General features: G+C 69.7%; 14 protein-coding genes. 7 read left to right on the top strand and 7 right to left on the bottom strand.

Features of this window, described 5'->3' with window-relative positions:
- Nucleotides 1-182 precede the first annotated feature (182 nt).
- From lysS to HNQ09_RS03970, 5 genes are all read right to left on the bottom strand, one after another.
- Complete coding sequence (gene lysS / locus HNQ09_RS03950) at nucleotides 183-1,769, bottom strand: lysine--tRNA ligase (RefSeq protein WP_184025738.1); 1,587 nt, start codon at nucleotides 1,767-1,769, stop codon at nucleotides 183-185.
- 121 nt (nucleotides 1,770-1,890) lie between these two features.
- A complete protein-coding gene (locus tag HNQ09_RS03955) occupies nucleotides 1,891-2,379 on the bottom strand; it encodes a GreA/GreB family elongation factor (RefSeq protein ID WP_184025741.1) in 489 nt (162 codons plus the stop codon).
- A gap of 151 nt (nucleotides 2,380-2,530) precedes the next feature.
- The gene (locus tag HNQ09_RS03960; RefSeq protein ID WP_246363115.1) at nucleotides 2,531-3,652 is read right to left on the bottom strand and encodes an MFS transporter; all 1,122 of its coding nucleotides are present in this window, start codon (nucleotides 3,650-3,652) and stop codon (nucleotides 2,531-2,533) included.
- A gap of 60 nt (nucleotides 3,653-3,712) precedes the next feature.
- Complete coding sequence (locus HNQ09_RS03965; RefSeq protein ID WP_343057600.1) at nucleotides 3,713-4,672, bottom strand: hypothetical protein; 960 nt, start codon at nucleotides 4,670-4,672, stop codon at nucleotides 3,713-3,715.
- Nucleotides 4,673-4,771: 99 nt separating this feature from the next.
- Entirely contained in the window at nucleotides 4,772-7,060 is a 2,289-nt protein-coding gene (locus tag HNQ09_RS03970; protein ID WP_184025744.1) for an endonuclease MutS2, read from the bottom strand.
- Between the two features lie 143 nt (nucleotides 7,061-7,203).
- Between HNQ09_RS03970 and HNQ09_RS03975 the strand changes: the two genes are divergently transcribed.
- Nucleotides 7,204-7,782, top strand: a complete 579-nt coding sequence (locus tag HNQ09_RS03975) for an NADPH-dependent FMN reductase (protein WP_184025747.1) — start codon at nucleotides 7,204-7,206, stop codon at nucleotides 7,780-7,782.
- A complete protein-coding gene (locus tag HNQ09_RS03980; protein WP_343057601.1) occupies nucleotides 7,779-8,546 on the top strand; it encodes an RluA family pseudouridine synthase in 768 nt (255 codons plus the stop codon). Before HNQ09_RS03975 ends, HNQ09_RS03980 begins: the two co-directional genes overlap by 4 nt.
- Nucleotides 8,547-8,713: 167 nt before the next feature.
- Here the strand turns inward: HNQ09_RS03980 and HNQ09_RS03985 are convergent, their stop codons facing one another.
- On the bottom strand, nucleotides 8,714-9,016 hold the full coding sequence (locus HNQ09_RS03985) for a hypothetical protein (RefSeq protein WP_184025750.1): 303 nt from the start codon (nucleotides 9,014-9,016) through the stop codon (nucleotides 8,714-8,716).
- Between the two features lie 112 nt (nucleotides 9,017-9,128).
- Here HNQ09_RS03985 and HNQ09_RS03990 point away from each other — a divergent pair, with 112 nt between their 5' ends.
- The gene (locus HNQ09_RS03990; RefSeq protein ID WP_184025753.1) at nucleotides 9,129-10,394 is read left to right on the top strand and encodes an MFS transporter; all 1,266 of its coding nucleotides are present in this window, start codon (nucleotides 9,129-9,131) and stop codon (nucleotides 10,392-10,394) included.
- 104 nt (nucleotides 10,395-10,498) lie between these two features.
- Entirely contained in the window at nucleotides 10,499-11,011 is a 513-nt protein-coding gene (locus tag HNQ09_RS03995) for a pyridoxamine 5'-phosphate oxidase family protein (RefSeq protein WP_184025756.1), read from the top strand.
- A gap of 91 nt (nucleotides 11,012-11,102) precedes the next feature.
- Here the strand turns inward: HNQ09_RS03995 and HNQ09_RS04000 are convergent, their stop codons facing one another.
- Nucleotides 11,103-11,639, bottom strand: a complete 537-nt coding sequence (locus HNQ09_RS04000; protein WP_184025759.1) for a hypothetical protein — start codon at nucleotides 11,637-11,639, stop codon at nucleotides 11,103-11,105.
- A gap of 232 nt (nucleotides 11,640-11,871) precedes the next feature.
- Here HNQ09_RS04000 and sdhC point away from each other — a divergent pair, with 232 nt between their 5' ends.
- The 3 genes from sdhC to sdhA all read left to right on the top strand — a co-directional run bounded on the left by sdhC (nucleotide 11,872) and on the right by sdhA (nucleotide 14,501).
- Nucleotides 11,872-12,294 (top strand): succinate dehydrogenase, cytochrome b556 subunit, encoded by a 423-nt coding sequence (gene sdhC / locus HNQ09_RS04005; protein ID WP_281378278.1) that lies wholly within the window; start codon nucleotides 11,872-11,874, stop codon nucleotides 12,292-12,294.
- On the top strand, nucleotides 12,294-12,671 hold the full coding sequence (locus HNQ09_RS04010) for a succinate dehydrogenase hydrophobic membrane anchor subunit (protein ID WP_184025780.1): 378 nt from the start codon (nucleotides 12,294-12,296) through the stop codon (nucleotides 12,669-12,671). The genes sdhC and HNQ09_RS04010 overlap by 1 nt, the downstream gene beginning before the upstream one ends.
- Before the next feature lie 78 nt (nucleotides 12,672-12,749).
- On the top strand, nucleotides 12,750-14,501 hold the full coding sequence (sdhA, locus tag HNQ09_RS04015) for a succinate dehydrogenase flavoprotein subunit (RefSeq protein ID WP_184025783.1): 1,752 nt from the start codon (nucleotides 12,750-12,752) through the stop codon (nucleotides 14,499-14,501).
- Nucleotides 14,502-14,557: the final 56 nt, after the last annotated feature.

A 14,557-nucleotide genomic window follows, 5' to 3' on the forward strand; every position in this document is an offset into this window, starting at 1 on the left:
TGGGCGGCGCCCCGCGTGCAGGCACCCCGAACCCGGGCTGTATGAGGAATTCATCATGCGCGCGGCCAATTTTGTTTGTCAAATGAACCAATTAAGTCGGGCCGCCGCCATGCGAAAGGGGAACCGGGCCGGTGGGCCGCAGTTCCCCGCGTCAGCAGACCCCGGCGGGGTCGCCACTGGGCTTATACCGCTGGGCTTTCCGTCTCGCCGCCGCTCTGGGGGCCGGGTTCTGTGATGGCGGGTCCTGGGGCGCCAGCGCCTTCGGGGCGCAGCAGCGGAAAGAGCAGCACGTCGCGGATGGAGTCCGAATCGGTCAGCAGCATGGCGAGGCGGTCCATCCCCATGCCCATGCCGGCGGCGGGGGGCATCCCGTATTCCAGCGCCAGCAGGAAGTCCTCGTCCTGCTCGTGGGCCTCGTCGTCTCCGGCGTCGCGCCTCTGCGACTGGGCCTCGAAACGGGCGCGCTGCTCGAAGGCGTCGTTGAGTTCCGAGTAGATGGGCGCCAGCTCGAAGCCCGCCACGAACAGGTCGGCGCGCTCCGCGAGGCCCGCGCGGCTGCGGTGCGCCTTGACCAGCGGGCTGATCGCCAGCGGCACGTCGGTCACGAAGGTCGGCTGAATCAGCGTGTGCTCCACATACTCGCCGAACAGCTTGTCCAGCAGCTTGTAGTCGGGCACCTTGCGCAGTTCGGGGTGGCGCTCGTCGGTCCAGGCGCGCAGGCGCGCGAGGTCGGTGGGGTCGAAGTCCAGGCCCGCCGCGTCTTTGAGGGCGGTCACGAAGTCCAGCCGCCGGAAAGGCAGGCTGAAATCTACCTCCCGGCCCTGGTAGGTCAGGCGGGCTTCGCCCTTGACCTCGGTGACGAGGCCGTGGAGCATCTCCTCGACCAGCCGCATCATGTCCTCATAGTCGCCGTAGGCGAAATACGCCTCCAGCATGGTGAATTCGGGGTTGTGCGTGCGGTCGATGCCCTCGTTGCGGTAGTTGCGCCCGATCTCGTACACACGCTCGAAACCGCCGACCAGCAGGCGCTTGAGGTACAGCTCCAGGCTGATGCGCAGGCTGAATTCGTGCCCCAGGGCCTTGTGAAAGGTCTTGAAGGGCCGCGCCTCGGTGCCGCCGGGGACAACTTGCAGGGTGGGTCCCTCGACCTCCATGAAGCCGCGCTCGTCGAGGTAGGCGCGGATATAGCGAATCGCGCGGGCGCGGGTGCGGAAGGCCTCCCGGCGCTCGGGGTGGGCGATCAGGTCGAGGTAGCGGCGCCGGGCGCGCAGTTCCTCGTCTTGCAGGCCGCCGAACTTGCTGGGCAGCGGGTGCAGGCTCTTGACCAGCGGCTGCCAGCTTGTGACCCGCAAGGTGAGTTGCCCAGTGCGCGTCACGAAGGGAAAACCCGTCACGCCGATGATGTCTCCGAGGTCGAGCCGCTTGGTGGCCCCAAACTGTTCGGTGTCGTTCTTGGAAAAGTGCAGTTGCAAGGAGCCGCGCTCGTCGGTCAGGTCGGCAAAGGCGGCCTTGCCCATATGGCGCATCAGGGTCAGGCGCCCGGCCAGGGCGTAGGTCTCCTGCGGCCATTCCTGCCCCGGTTCCAGCTCGCCTGCAGGGTGGGCCGCGAGCAGGTCGTGGGTGTGGTGGGTCTGGGGATAGCTGTAGGGCGATGGGGCAAACCCCGCCTCGCGCAGCGCGCCTTGGTTGTTCAGGCGGCTGACCGTCTGCTCGTGCAGGCCTGCGCGGGAGGGGTCCGGGCCGTCCGGGTGGGGAGCGTCGTCGGGCATGGGGGCGAGCTTAGCAGAGGGGGGGCCAGATGGGGGGCGGCGCCAGGAGCGGCAACGAGAAGAGCAGAAGGGCAAACCGCTCTGCGCCCTTCTGCTCTGTCCTCAGCCCTGGGGGCCCCGGTCAATACTCGATGCCCTTGACCTTGTACTTGACCTGCTTGCCGTTGTCGAGGTTCACCACGAAGCTCTCGCCCTTCTTGCGGCCCATCAGCTCCTTGCCGACCGGGCTGTCCTCGCTGATGCGCGGCAGGCTGCCGCCCAGCACCGCCGCCTCCGGGGCGCTGACGACCTGCACGCGCATGTCTTTCTTGGTGGCCTCGTTCGAGAGTGTGACCAGGGCGCCCAGTTCGACCCGGCCGTCGTTCTCGTGGTCCTCGATGACGGAGGCGCGCGACAGGGTGTCTTCGAGTTCCTCGATCCGGGCCTCGATGGTCATCTTCTCGCGCTTGGCGTCTTCCAGGCCGGTGTCTTCGTTGTCGGCGCTGGTTTCCATCTGTTCCTGGAGGATGCGCGTCGCCTCGGCGAGCCGCCCCTGTTCCTGATCGAGGGTGCGTTGCAGGCGCTCGAAGCCCTCGCGCGTGAGTTTCACCTGTCTGGTCGGTTGTGCCACTGTTGACCTCCGCTGCCGCATGAATGTGAAAGGAACCTGTGGACAGGACCAATCTGATTTCTGAGAATCGCTGGGCATTCTGCCACAAGGGGGGGCAGGGGGCAACAGAAGGTGGGGGGGGAAAAAAGCGTGGGCCGGGACGCGGCAGCCCTCAGTGCCGCCCTCCGTGCCGGGCTGACCAGTTCACCCGCGCCGTGAGGGCCACCACGGCGCTCAGCGCCAGCCCCAACGCCGCCAGCGTCAGCGGCACCGAGGCGGGACCGGCGCCCGCGTAGAGCGCTCCCAGCGCCGCCGGAGCCAGGACGCCCCCCGCCGATCCCGCCACCAGCAGGTAAGGCACCAGCCGCGCCGGAAGGCTCGCAGCCATCCACGCCAGCGTGGTGCCGAAAATCGGCCCCAGGCACAGCCCCGCCAGCACGTAGGCGGCGGGCGAGAGCGCGGGCACGGTCGCGGCCAGGGCGGCCAGGGTGGTCAGCGCGGCGGCCGCCAGCACCAGCCGGGGCGGCGAGACCCGCCCGCCCAGCAGCCCGGTCAGGATGCGCCCGGCCGTCAGGCCCGCCCAGTAGCCGCTGAGAATCAGGGCGGACGCCCCAAAGCGCAGGCTGTCCAGATGCCGCGCCAGCCACGCGCCGAAGCCAACCTCCAGCCCCACGTACAGGAAGATCAGGACCGCGAACAGGGCCAGGGTGACGCCCGGCTGCCCGCTTCCCGCCGCCACCGGGGGCCGCAGCGCCGGGACCCCCCAGACGCGGGTGGCCAGCAGCGTGACGCCCCCCAGCGCCGCGACGACCAGGAAAGGCAGCGCCAGCGAGCGGCCCCCCAGCGCCAGCACCAGCAGCGGCGACAGGATGCTGCCCACCCCGAAGACGGCATTGACCAGATTCACCGCCCGGGTGCCGATGCTGGCGTAAGCGGCGTTCAGGGCCGCGCTGACCCCACCCAGGCCCAGGCCGCCCACCAGCGCGCCCGTGACTGCCAGCGCCCAGGTCGGGGCCAGGGCCACGCCCGTCACGCCTGCCGCCAGCACCACCGCGCTGCCCGCGACCACCGCCCGCAGGCTCACCCGCGAGAGCAGCAGCCCCACCAGCGGCGGCGCCGTGGTCGACCCCAGGAAGTGGGCGCTGGCGACCCACCCCACGGCCGCTGGCCCCACCCCGTAGCGGGCCTGAAACAGCGGAAAGGCCGCCCCGTACATCGCCTGAAGCACGCCCAGCATCAAAAAAGCGACCGCTCCCGGCGCGAGCAGGGTGACGGTCAGGGGCGGGGCCTTCATCGGTGGGGGAGCGTAGCACGGCGCGGCCACGCTCCGGCGGGTCTCACTTGGGCGCGGGTCTCACTTGGGCAGGGTCACCAGGCTGATCAGCCACTTGTTGTCCTTGCCGGTGGGCGACCACTGGTAGCCCACGCTGGGGCCGAAGAGGCTGGGAATGAAGCCCACGTTCAGCAGCAGGTCGCCGCGCAGATACGTGTAGTCGTTTTGCCAGGTGTGGGTCAGTCGGCTGCGCACCGCCCCCACCCCGAAGCCCGACGCCGCGCCTGCGCCCGGCAGGCGGTAGGTCACCCCCACGTTCGACTCCTGATAGCGGCCCAGGCCGAAGTCCGGCACCGCCACCTGACCCCCCACAAAGCGCTCGAAGTGCGAGGCGTCGAGCGTCAGGCCCTTCACAGGCGAGATGTTGGCGACCGCGACCGCGTCGAAGCTGCCCTGAAGCTGCTTTTGCACCGGGAAGGTGTAGAGCCGAGCGGTGCTGCCGACGTAGGTGTTGAGCTTGCCGAAACTCTTGCCGTAGCCGCCGCTGACCTCGCTCTGGGTGTAGGGCGCGGCGACAGTGGGGGTAATCGCCACGCCGACGTTGTTCAAGACCCGCACCCGGTCTTTGGAAACCGTGAATGCGTAGCCGCCCGAGACCTTGGAATACGCGCCCCGCCCCTGAAGCAGCCCGCTGTACTGCACGCCCTTGGACGGGTCGCGCGTGATTTCCAGCCGGGGTTTGTTGTAGAAGACTCCGGCGGCCAGGGTCGTGTCGTTGGTGCGGGTGCTGATGTTGTAGTCCCAGTAGGTCGGCGCCTTGACCAGCGAGATGCGGATGTCCTGGTCGAACATCAGCGGGAAATAGCGCACCCCGTAACCCGACTCGGTCGAGACGACCAGTTCGGTGCTGCCGAAGCGCGACAGGTAGTTGGCCGGGAGCTTCAGGCTGGGTGTGCTCTGGGCAGCGGCGGTCGAGGCGGCGAGGGCACTCAGCAGCAGGGTGGTCCCGAGCCGGGCAAGCGGAAAGCGGTGGATCAGCACCTCCCCATCCTGCCTGCCCCGCGCGCCGCGTACATGAAAAGCCGCGTCAGGTTGGGGCACAGCCCCCCAGCCTGGGGTATCCGGCTCAGGCGCGCAGGTTCACGCCCTCAGGTTGACGATGGTCACGCCGTGGCCGCCCTGGTTGGCCTCGGCGTCGTGGAAGGACTCGACGCGCTTGTCGGTCTTGAGGTAGTCGCGCAGCAGGCGGCGCAGCACCCCCTGGCCCTTGCCGTGAACCACCCGCAGCGGGGTTTCCCTCAGCGCGTGGGCCTCGCTGATCGCGGTGCGCAACTCCTCGACGGCCTCCTCGACGCCCAGGCCGCGCAGTTGCAGTTCGTTCTGGAAGGCGTTCGGCGCCGTGCCCGCAAAGGTGGGGCGGGGGGCCTTGACCTTCGGCTCCTGCTGGAGCCGCACGTCGCGCCTCCTGACGCCCACCTTCATCACGCCGAGCTGCACCACGAGGTCGTCGCCGCGCAGTTCCAGCACCTGCCCGGTCGCCCCGTAGGCGGGCACGTCGACCCGGCTGCCCACCCGGATGGGGTCGCCCCGGTCCTCGCGGGGGGCAGGGGGCGCGGGGCGGGCCTTCTGCGCCGCCGAGCGCAGCTCGCGCAGCTCCTGCATCACGCGCGGGCGGGCGCTGTCCTCCTGGGCGCGGGCACGCAGGCTGCGGACCCGTTCGATGGCGTCGGCGTAGAGCGTTTCGGCCTTCTGGGCGGCTTCCGCCAGCATCTCGTTGCGCCGCTGTTCGAGCGTCTCGCGCTCCTGGCGCACGCGGGCGAGTTCGCCCTCCGCCCCGCGCCGGGCGGTGGTGGCGGCCTCCAGCTCGGCGCCGAGTTCGCGGCGCTCGCGCTCCAGGCCCTCCAGCATCCGCTCCATCAGGCCCGCGTCGGGGCCGAGCAGGTCCCCCGCGCGGGCGAGCACCTCCTCCGGCAGTCCCATCCGGCGCGCGATGGCCAGCGCATAGGAGCGGCCCGGCTGCCCGACCTGGAGCTGGTAGGTGGGTGCCAGGGCCTCCAGGTCAAAGCCCATCGAGGCGTTCTTGAGGCCCGGCGTCTCCAGCGCGAACAGCTTGAGCGGCGAGAGGTGCGAGGTGATGATGCCGCGCGCGTCCTGCGCGAGCAGCGTCTCGATCAGGGCCTGGGCCAGCGCGGCGCCTTCCGCAGGATCGGTGCCCGACCCCAGCTCGTCGATCAGGACCAGCGTGTCGGGCGCGGCGTGCCTCAGCACGAACCGCAGGTGCTTGAGGTGGCTGGCAAAGGTCGAGAGGCTCGCTTCGATGCTCTGCTCGTCCCCGATGTCCACCAGCACGTCCCGCACCACCGGCAGCCGGGCACTCGCGGCGGCCACATACAGCCCGCACTGGTGCATCAGGACACTCAACCCCAGCGTCTTGAGGGTCGCCGTCTTGCCGCCCATGTTCGGCCCGGTGATCAGCAGCAGTTGGGTCTCCCCGAGCTGGATGTCGTTGGGCACCGGGTTCTCGATCAACGGGTGGCGGGCCTCGCGCAGGTCGTAGCTGGCCCCCGGCACCGACTCGGGGCGGTTGAGGCGCCAGTCGCGCGCCAGCCGGGCTTTTGCCGCGATCAGGTCGAGTTCCCCGACCGTCGCCAGGGTCATGGGCACGTCGGCGTCCGAGGCCAGCAGACCCGAGAGTTCGGTCAGGATGCGCCGGACCTCGGCCTCCTCGTCGAGAATCAATCGGGCGAGTTCGTTGTTGAGCTGGGTGACGGCGGCGGGTTCCACGAAGTAGGTCTGTCCGGTGGCCGAGGCGTCCACGATGATGCCCTGCACCTGCCCCACCCGGCTGGCCTGCACCGGCAGCACGTAGCGGTCGCGCCGGATGGTCACGATGTTTTCCTGAAGCACGTCCGCCCACTTCTCCAGCGTGGCCGCGAGCCGTTCACGGATGCGTCCCCGCAGCGGCTCGATGCGCTTGCGCAGGTCGCGCAGCCGGGGGGAAGCGTCGTCGCGCACGCCGCCGTCGCGGTCGAGGGCCGAGAGCACCCGCCGCACCAGTTCGCTGTGGTCGCCCAGCCCCAGCGCCACGTCGCGCAGCGGCCCGCGCGAGTTGGCGTGGATGGCCCGCTTGACCGTCATCGCGCCGTCGAGGGAATAGGCCGCGTTGAGGAGTTCCTGGCCTGCCAGCACCCGCCCCTCCCCCGCCCGCGCGTGCAGCTCGCGGATGTCCTGAATGCCGCCGAGGCTCAGGCTGACGCCGAAGAGGGCGTCTTCCACCTCGTCGAGTTCGCGGGCGATGCGGCCCGCGTCGTCCGACGGGGCCAGGGCGCGGGCGCGCTCGGCCCCCAGCGACGTGGCGCTGCGCTCCGTCAGGGCGTCGCGGATGCGGGGAAAATCGAGGGCGGTCAGGGCGCGGGCATCGAACGGCATGTCAGTGGGGAGCATAACAACGCTTGCAGGGCGGGAACGTGGGCCTTGTGGCTTAGCGAAGGTTGGTCAGGCGGGGCAGCAGCCTCCGCACCCGGGGGGCCAGCAGCCGGGCCACTCCCTGCCTGCCTGCTAGCCTGCCCGACATGAAGTTCGCGGTCCTCTCCACCAGCCTTGATCCGGTCAGCCGCAGCGGCTGGATGGCGGGCCTCGCGGCGGGGCAGCTCCGGGCAGGCGGGCACGACGTGACCCACCTCGACCTGCGGACGACGCCCCTGCCTCCCTTCGACAATGACACCTGCTACGCCCACCCCCACGCCGAGGTCTACCACCGCGCCATCCGCGAGGCCGACGGGGTGGTTCTGGCTGTGCCCGTCTACAACTGGGGGCTGGGGTCGGGCGCGAAGGCGCTGGTGGAGCTGACCGGCAGCAGCGACCCCGACCGGGGCCTGCATGGGGCGTGGTTCGACCAGCCGGTGACGTTTCTGGTGTCGGGCGGCCTCGCGCACGGGTACCTCAGCCACGGGGCCTTCGCCTTCGGGCTGATGACCGACTTCCGCTGCGTGGTCAATCCGCACGCCGTGTATGCGACGGGCGCCGAGTGGGCGGCGGACGGGGCGCCTGGGGAGGCGCTGGCGGCGCGGCTGGCCCGCACCGTCGAGCGCGGGGTGGACCTCGCGGAGCGGCTGCGGGGCCGGAGCTACCGCTCGGTGTGGGAAGTGTGACTGTGACCCGTCCGGCGGGCCGCGCCCCCCTGCTCCCCCCCACCGAAAAGCCGCGCGTGCTGGTCGAGCACCCCGACTTCTACGTGGTCCACAAGCCCGCGCTGTGGCTGACCCATCCGGTGCGGGCGCGGGTGGATGTGCCCGACCTGCTGACCTTTATGCGGGCCGAGACGGGCGAGGCGGCCCTGGCCCCCCCGCACCGCCTCGACCGCGAGACGAGCGGGACGCAGCTGCTCTCGCGCGACGCCGACGCCGCCCGGCGCTTTTTCACCCTGTTCAAGGAGCATCTGGTGGGCAAGACCTACCTCGCCCTGGTCCACGGCTCACCGGAGTGGGAGCGCACCACGCTGGACGCCCCGCTGGGCGACCTGGGGCTGGGGGGCGCCAACCGCATCGTGATCCGGCAGGCGGTCGTGCCGGACGGGCGCCCAGCCGTGACCGACTTCCGGGTGCAGGAGCGGCGCGGCGGCTTCACCCTGCTGGAGGCCTACCCGCGTTCGGGGCGGCTGCACCAGATTCGCGCGCACCTCGCGCACCTCGGCCTGCCGATGGTCGGGGACAAGATCTACGGGCGCGACCCCCAGGCGTTTCTCGACTTTATGGAGACAGGCCAGACGCCCGAACTGACGGCCCGGCTGCTGCTCGCGCGCCAGGCGCTGCACGCGGCCCGCATCGCCTTTCCCTGGTCGGGCACCCAGTTCGCCGCCGAGGCGCCCCTCGCGCCCGATTTGCAGGCGTTCTGGGACGGCCTCGCGCACGGCTGAGGCCCCCGGCAGGCCCGAGGCAGCCCTCGGCCTACGCGCAGGCTTCAGCAGAGCGGCGACTTGGGGTGTGCGCACCCCACCCTTCCCTGGGGAAGCTGAACGGGCACAAAGGAGAGGGGCGGACCTGCAACGCGGCTCCGCCCCTCCCCCTTTGCCTCTGCCGGGGTTCAGACCACGATGCGGCGGTAGGCCCCGTCCTCGCCCACGGCGGGAAGCTGGCCGTACATCAATTCCTGCTCGACCACCCGGGCGATGTCCTCGCCCAGCTGCTGGGCGCCGCGCTCCTCGCTCTCCAGCGGCTCGGCGATCACATCGAAGCCGCGCAGGGCATTCACGTCCTGGTGGCGCACCTCGATGCGCAGGGTGCCGCCCTCGACCCGGGGGTCGATGGTCAGGCCCTCGGGGTGCTCGTAGGTGAAGGCGGTCTGAAAGGCGGTCAGGGCGTCTTGCAGGTTCAGGCGTGCGGTCATGCGGGCAGTCTGCCGCGCGGCGGCCGGACCCAACTGCTTTTCGCGCCACACCCGTAAGGGGGCCTAAAGGGCAGGTGAAGGCGGCGGAGGGCGGCCCGTATACTCGCCGCACATGACCTTTTCTCCTGCCGCCGCCCCGCGCGTGAGTCCGTGGGCGCTCTCCGCGTTCTGGTTCGGCACCGCCTTTCACTGGCTGCTGCTGCTGCTGATCCTGATGCCCGCCGACGTGGTGCGCTTCGTGGGCGAGGAGCGCAAGGGGACGTATCTGGGCGTGCTGCTCTTTGTCGGCGCGCTGATGGCCCTGATCCTGCCGCCCATCATCGGGGCGCGCAGCGACCGCACGGGGCGGCGGCTGCCTTACATCCGGCTGGGGCTGGGGGTCAACCTCGCGGGCCTGGCGGTGATGGGCTTCGCGGCCACGGCCCTGACCGGCATGGGCGGCTTCTGGGTGTACGTGCTGGGCTTCTTGCTGGTGCAGTTCGGCAACAACTACGCGACCGCGCCCTACAGCGCCCTGATTCCGCAGCTCGTGCCGCCCGAGCAGCGCGGGCGCTACAGCGGCGTGATGGCGATGCTGCAAGCTGCCGGGCAGCTGCTGGGCGCGCTGAGCGCCTTTGCCGTCGGGCTGCTGGCGCTGCCGACCGCCGTGTCCTTCGGGCTGATCGCGCTGATGCTGCTCGTTCCGGCGCTGATCACCCTGCGGGGCGTTCCGGCCGAGGTGGACCGCCTCGGCCCGGCGGGCGGCGGCCCCACCCTGCCCCTGCGGCAACTGTTCGCGCACCAGCCCTTTTTCTGGGTGTTCGTGACCCGGGTGCTGTTCGCGCTGGGGCAGTACAGCGTGCAGCCTTTTTTGCAGTACTACAACGTGGACGTGCTGCGCCAGCGCGAAGGCGGCACCAGCACCTCGGTCATGCTGGCCTGCATCATCGTGGGCAGCATCGTCTCGGCCCTGATCGGCGGCAAGATCAGCGACCGGGTGGGCCGCAAGCCGGTGATCTACGTGGCGGGGGGCGCGATGGCCGCCGCCGCCCTGCTGCTGCTGGTCGCGCCGAGCTACCCGGCCGCGCTGGCGCTGGCGGCCCTGTTCGGGCTGGGCTTCGGGGCCTTTACCAGCGTGGACTGGGCGCTGGGCAGCGACGCCATGCCCAGTGCGCGCTCCTACGCCCGCGACATGGGCATCTGGCACGTGGCCTTTGTGGCGCCGCAGCTGTCCAGCGCGCCGCAGGGCGCCCTGCTCGACTGGGGCAACGCGCAGGGCGGCAACCTGGGGTACACGCTGGTCTTCGGGATCGCCGCGCTGTTTTTCCTGGCGGGCGTGGTGCTCGTCCGCAACGTCCCCGAGCGCGTCCACGGCCGGGCACAGGGTGAAGCCGGGTAACCCCGGCGGCCGACTGTAGCCGTGCTCACCGAACCTGACGGGAACCTTTAGACGGTGCCCGCTCCTCCAGAGTGCGGCGGGGCGGGCGTGCCAAGCTCGGCGGCATGAGCGACCAGGACACCAACCACCCCACCCGCGAGGAAAACATCCGGGCCATCGCCAGCATTGTCAAGGATGTGAAGTTCGCCATGCTGACGGTCCAGACCGCCCAGGGGCACCTCAAGGCCCACCCGATGACCACCCAGCAGACCGAGTTCGACGGCGACGTGTGGTTTATCGGCGGCAAGGACACCGAGCAGGTGCAGTGCATGGCCGAGCGCCCCCAGGTCAATGTGAGCTATTCGGACCCCGGCAAGGGCAACTACGTCAGCATCGGCGGCGCGGCGCAGCTCGTCGAGAACCGCGCCAAGCTTGAAGAACTGTGGAACGACGGCTACAAGGCCTACTTTCCCGGCGGCATCGACGATCCCGACGTTCAGCTGATCAAGATCGAGGCTTACGGCGCCGAGTACTGGGGCAGCGACGGCAAAATCAAGAACATCTTGCAGCAGGCCCGCGCCGCCGTGACCGGCCAGCCCGCCAGCGACACCGGGACCAACGAAACCGTCAAGTTCTGACCTTGCGGCGGAGGTGAGGCGGGAGCGTGTAGCCAGTGGCCCACGCTCCCGCCTCGCTCTGTTCTGTCGGGCCGCTCATCTGTCGGGCGGCTCAGTCGAGCTTGATGTCGAACATCGGCGGCTGGGGGCGCGGCTCGGGTTTCTCTCCCCCTGCGGCGTCGGCGTCCTTGCTATCAGGCTGCCCGTCCAGCTCGCCGGAGGCGTCAGTGACAGGCGGCCCGGCCTCGGCGCGCTCGGGAGTCGCCTCCTCAGTCCGTGCGCCCGGAACCGCCGCTTCGGCGTTGGTCGGATTCGTCTCTTCCCCACTCGCGGCGCTGGGGGGCGTGGTGTGCCAGGTCAGGGAGCCGGGGGGCTGCACCGTCACCTGCATGGCGGGCGCCGGTTGCGTTCCGGCGGGCGCGGGCGGGGAAGCGCTGCCCGGACGGGCCTGGGCCGCCGCTCCGGGCAGCTGGGCCGCGCGGCGGGCCGCGATCAGGATGGCGTCCACCTCGTCGGCCGAGAGCAGGCCCTTGCTCTGGAGGGTGCTCAGAATCGCCAGCGAGAGCTTGCGGACATACTCGGTCTCGCTGGAGGAGCTGGAGGGAGCAGGGCCGGAGGGGGAAGCCGGAGGCACGTCACGCCGCGTCATGGGCGCACCCTAGCGCGCCGGGGCCAGGGGCGCGTCACGAACGGGGAGGTCCAGCCCCGCACACCGGCAAAGTGTGGCCCAAAAAGCACGTCCCGGCGCCGCTGGACTCTAGATTGAGGGAGCGCGGCGGCGGGCCGGGCGAGGCGGCCGGAAACGCCCGGACGCGGTGTTATCTTGTGGGCTGTCTGCAAAGGTGGCGTGAACAGCTTTCACCGCACAGGCTTGACCCACGCTGGGCTGCCTCTCTCCCCCGAGCAGGAAGGCGGCGAGGGCACACACGTTAGAGGAGGAAGAGGGAATGTACCGAGGAAGAGAAGGGCAGTGGGCCTGGCTGCTTCACCGCCTGTCCGGTCTGGCAATTCTGGCTTACTTCCTGCTGCACGTGGTCAGCATCAGCCTGATCATGTTCGGTGAGGAAGCGTATATGACCGTCCACCACCTGTACGACTTCTGGATTTTCCGGGTGGGACTCATTTTCGTGACGGCGGGCGTGGTCTACCACGCGTTTAACGGCCTGCGCATCATCGTGATGGACTTTACCGGCACCGGCGTGGCCTACCAGCGCCAGATGTGGTACGGCGTGCTGGCGATCACCCTGCTGGCGACCGCCTACACCGCCTGGGCCAACATCCCGCGCATCCTGGGAGGCTACTGATGATCCGTGCGCGCACCTTCACCGACGCCCGGCAGCAGTCGCACTCCAACGCCGAGCTGAACTGGTGGATCTTCATGCGGATCAGCGGCATGATCCTGGTCTTCCTGATCCTGGGGCACATCTACATGACCTTTATCCAGGTCAGCGAGGCCGACGCCACCTACACGGCGGTCGTGGCGAAGCTGCAAAGCCCGGCCTGGAAGTTCTACGACTGGCTGATCCTGGCCTTGTCCATGCTGCACGGGGTCAACGGCGCCCGGTATTCCATCGAGGACTACGTCCGGTCGCGCCCCAACCGCGCCTGGGTCAAGAGCATCTTTTACACGGTCTGCGCCGTGATCTTCACGCTCGGCTCGGTCGGCCTGTTCTCGATCTAGTGCCCGGCGCTTTCCACCCCTCTCGTTTCACGCGGTCCGCCCGGCACGGCGGTGGCGGACCCGGTTCAAAGGACTGATATGCACCATCGTTACGACGTACTGGTGGTCGGCGCGGGCGGCGCGGGACTCATGGCCGCCCTGTACGCCGCCAAGGGCAACGTGTCCGTCGCCTGCATCTCCAAGCTGTACCCCACCCGCTCGCATACGGGCGCGGCGCAGGGCGGCATCGGCGCGGCGCTGGGCAACGTGCAGGAAGACCACTGGGAATGGCACATGTTCGACACCGTCAAGGGCGGCGACTACCTGACCGACCAGGACGCCGCCGAGGTGTTCGCCAAGGACATCATCGAGGCGGTGTACGAGCTGGAGCATATGGGCCTCCCCTTCTCCCGCACGCCCGAAGGCAAGATCGCCCAGCGCAAGTTCGGCGGCCATACCCGCGACTTCGGCAAGGCGGCGGTCGAGCGCAGCTGCTACGCGAAAGACCGCACCGGCCACATGATCCTCCAGACGCTGTACCAGCAGAACGTGAAGAACGGGACCACCTTCTTCAACGAGTTCCACGTGACCGACCTGATTATCGAGGGCGGGCGCTGCTGCGGCGTGGTGGCCTACCACCTGGCGACCGGCGAGATCCACACCTTCCACGCCAAGGCCGTGATCCTGGCGGCGGGCGGCTACGGGCGCATCTTCAAGATCACGTCCAACGCCCTGACCCTGACGGGCGACCTGATGAGCATCTACTACCGCAAGGGCCTGCCGCTGGAGGACATGGAGTTCTACCAGTTCCACCCCACGGGACTGGCCAAGCTGGGGATTCTGGTCACGGAAGGCATTCGCGGCGAGGGCGGCATCCTGCGGAATTCGGACGGCGAGCGCTTCATGGAACGCTACGCGCCGACCATCAAGGACCTCGCGCCGCGCGACATCGTCTCGCGCAGCATCATCACCGAGATCCGCGAGGGCCGGGGCGTGGGCGCCGACAAGGACGCGGTCCATATCGACCTGACGCACCTCCCGCGTGACGTGATCGAGGGCAAGCTGGCCGAGATCACCGACCTGGCGCGGACCTACCTGGGCCAGGACCCGGTCAAGGACCTGGTGGCGATCCAGCCCACGGCGCACTACGCGATGGGCGGCATCCCCACCGATATCAACGGGCTGTGCCTCTCGGACGGCGCGGGCGGCAGCGTGGAAGGGCTGTACGCGGCGGGCGAGCAGGCCTGCGTGTCGCTGCACGGGGCCAACCGCCTGGGCACCAACAGCCTGGGCGACCTGATCGTCTTCGGGCGCCGGGCGGGGGTCGCCGCCGCCGCCTACGCCGCGCAGGTGGCCTACCCCGACATGCCGGAGAACCCCGAGCGCGAGAGCGTGGCGATGTTCGAGGGGCTGCGCCAGGGCAGCGGCAAGGAGAATGCCGCCCTGATCCGCCGCGAGCTGCAAGAGTCGATGATGAACAACGTCGGCATCTTCCGCAACGGGCCGGACATGGAGCGGCAGGTGGACATCCTCAAGGACCTCAAGGCGCGTTACGCGCAGGTGAGCGTCTCCGACCCCGGCCAGCGCTACAACAGTGAGCTGATCGAGGCGATGGAACTCGGGTTTATGCTCGACTGCGCCGAGGCCATGACCGCCTCCGCCGTGAACCGCACCGAGTCGCGCGGCGCCCACGACCGCGAGGATTACGCCGAGCGCGACGACGTGAACTGGCTCAAGCACACCATGGCCTACAAGAATCTCAACAAGCCCGGCGACGTGGTGATCGGATACAAGGACGTGTCCCTGAGGGGCTACACCCACGCCTTCGAACCCAAGCCCCGCGTGTACTAGACGAGCGCCGCGCGGGCGGGCAGGCGGTGAGGACGCCGCGACGCTCTTCCCTTTGC

This window comes from Deinococcus budaensis, assembly GCF_014201885.1.
GTDB lineage: Bacteria > Deinococcota > Deinococci > Deinococcales > Deinococcaceae > Deinococcus > Deinococcus budaensis.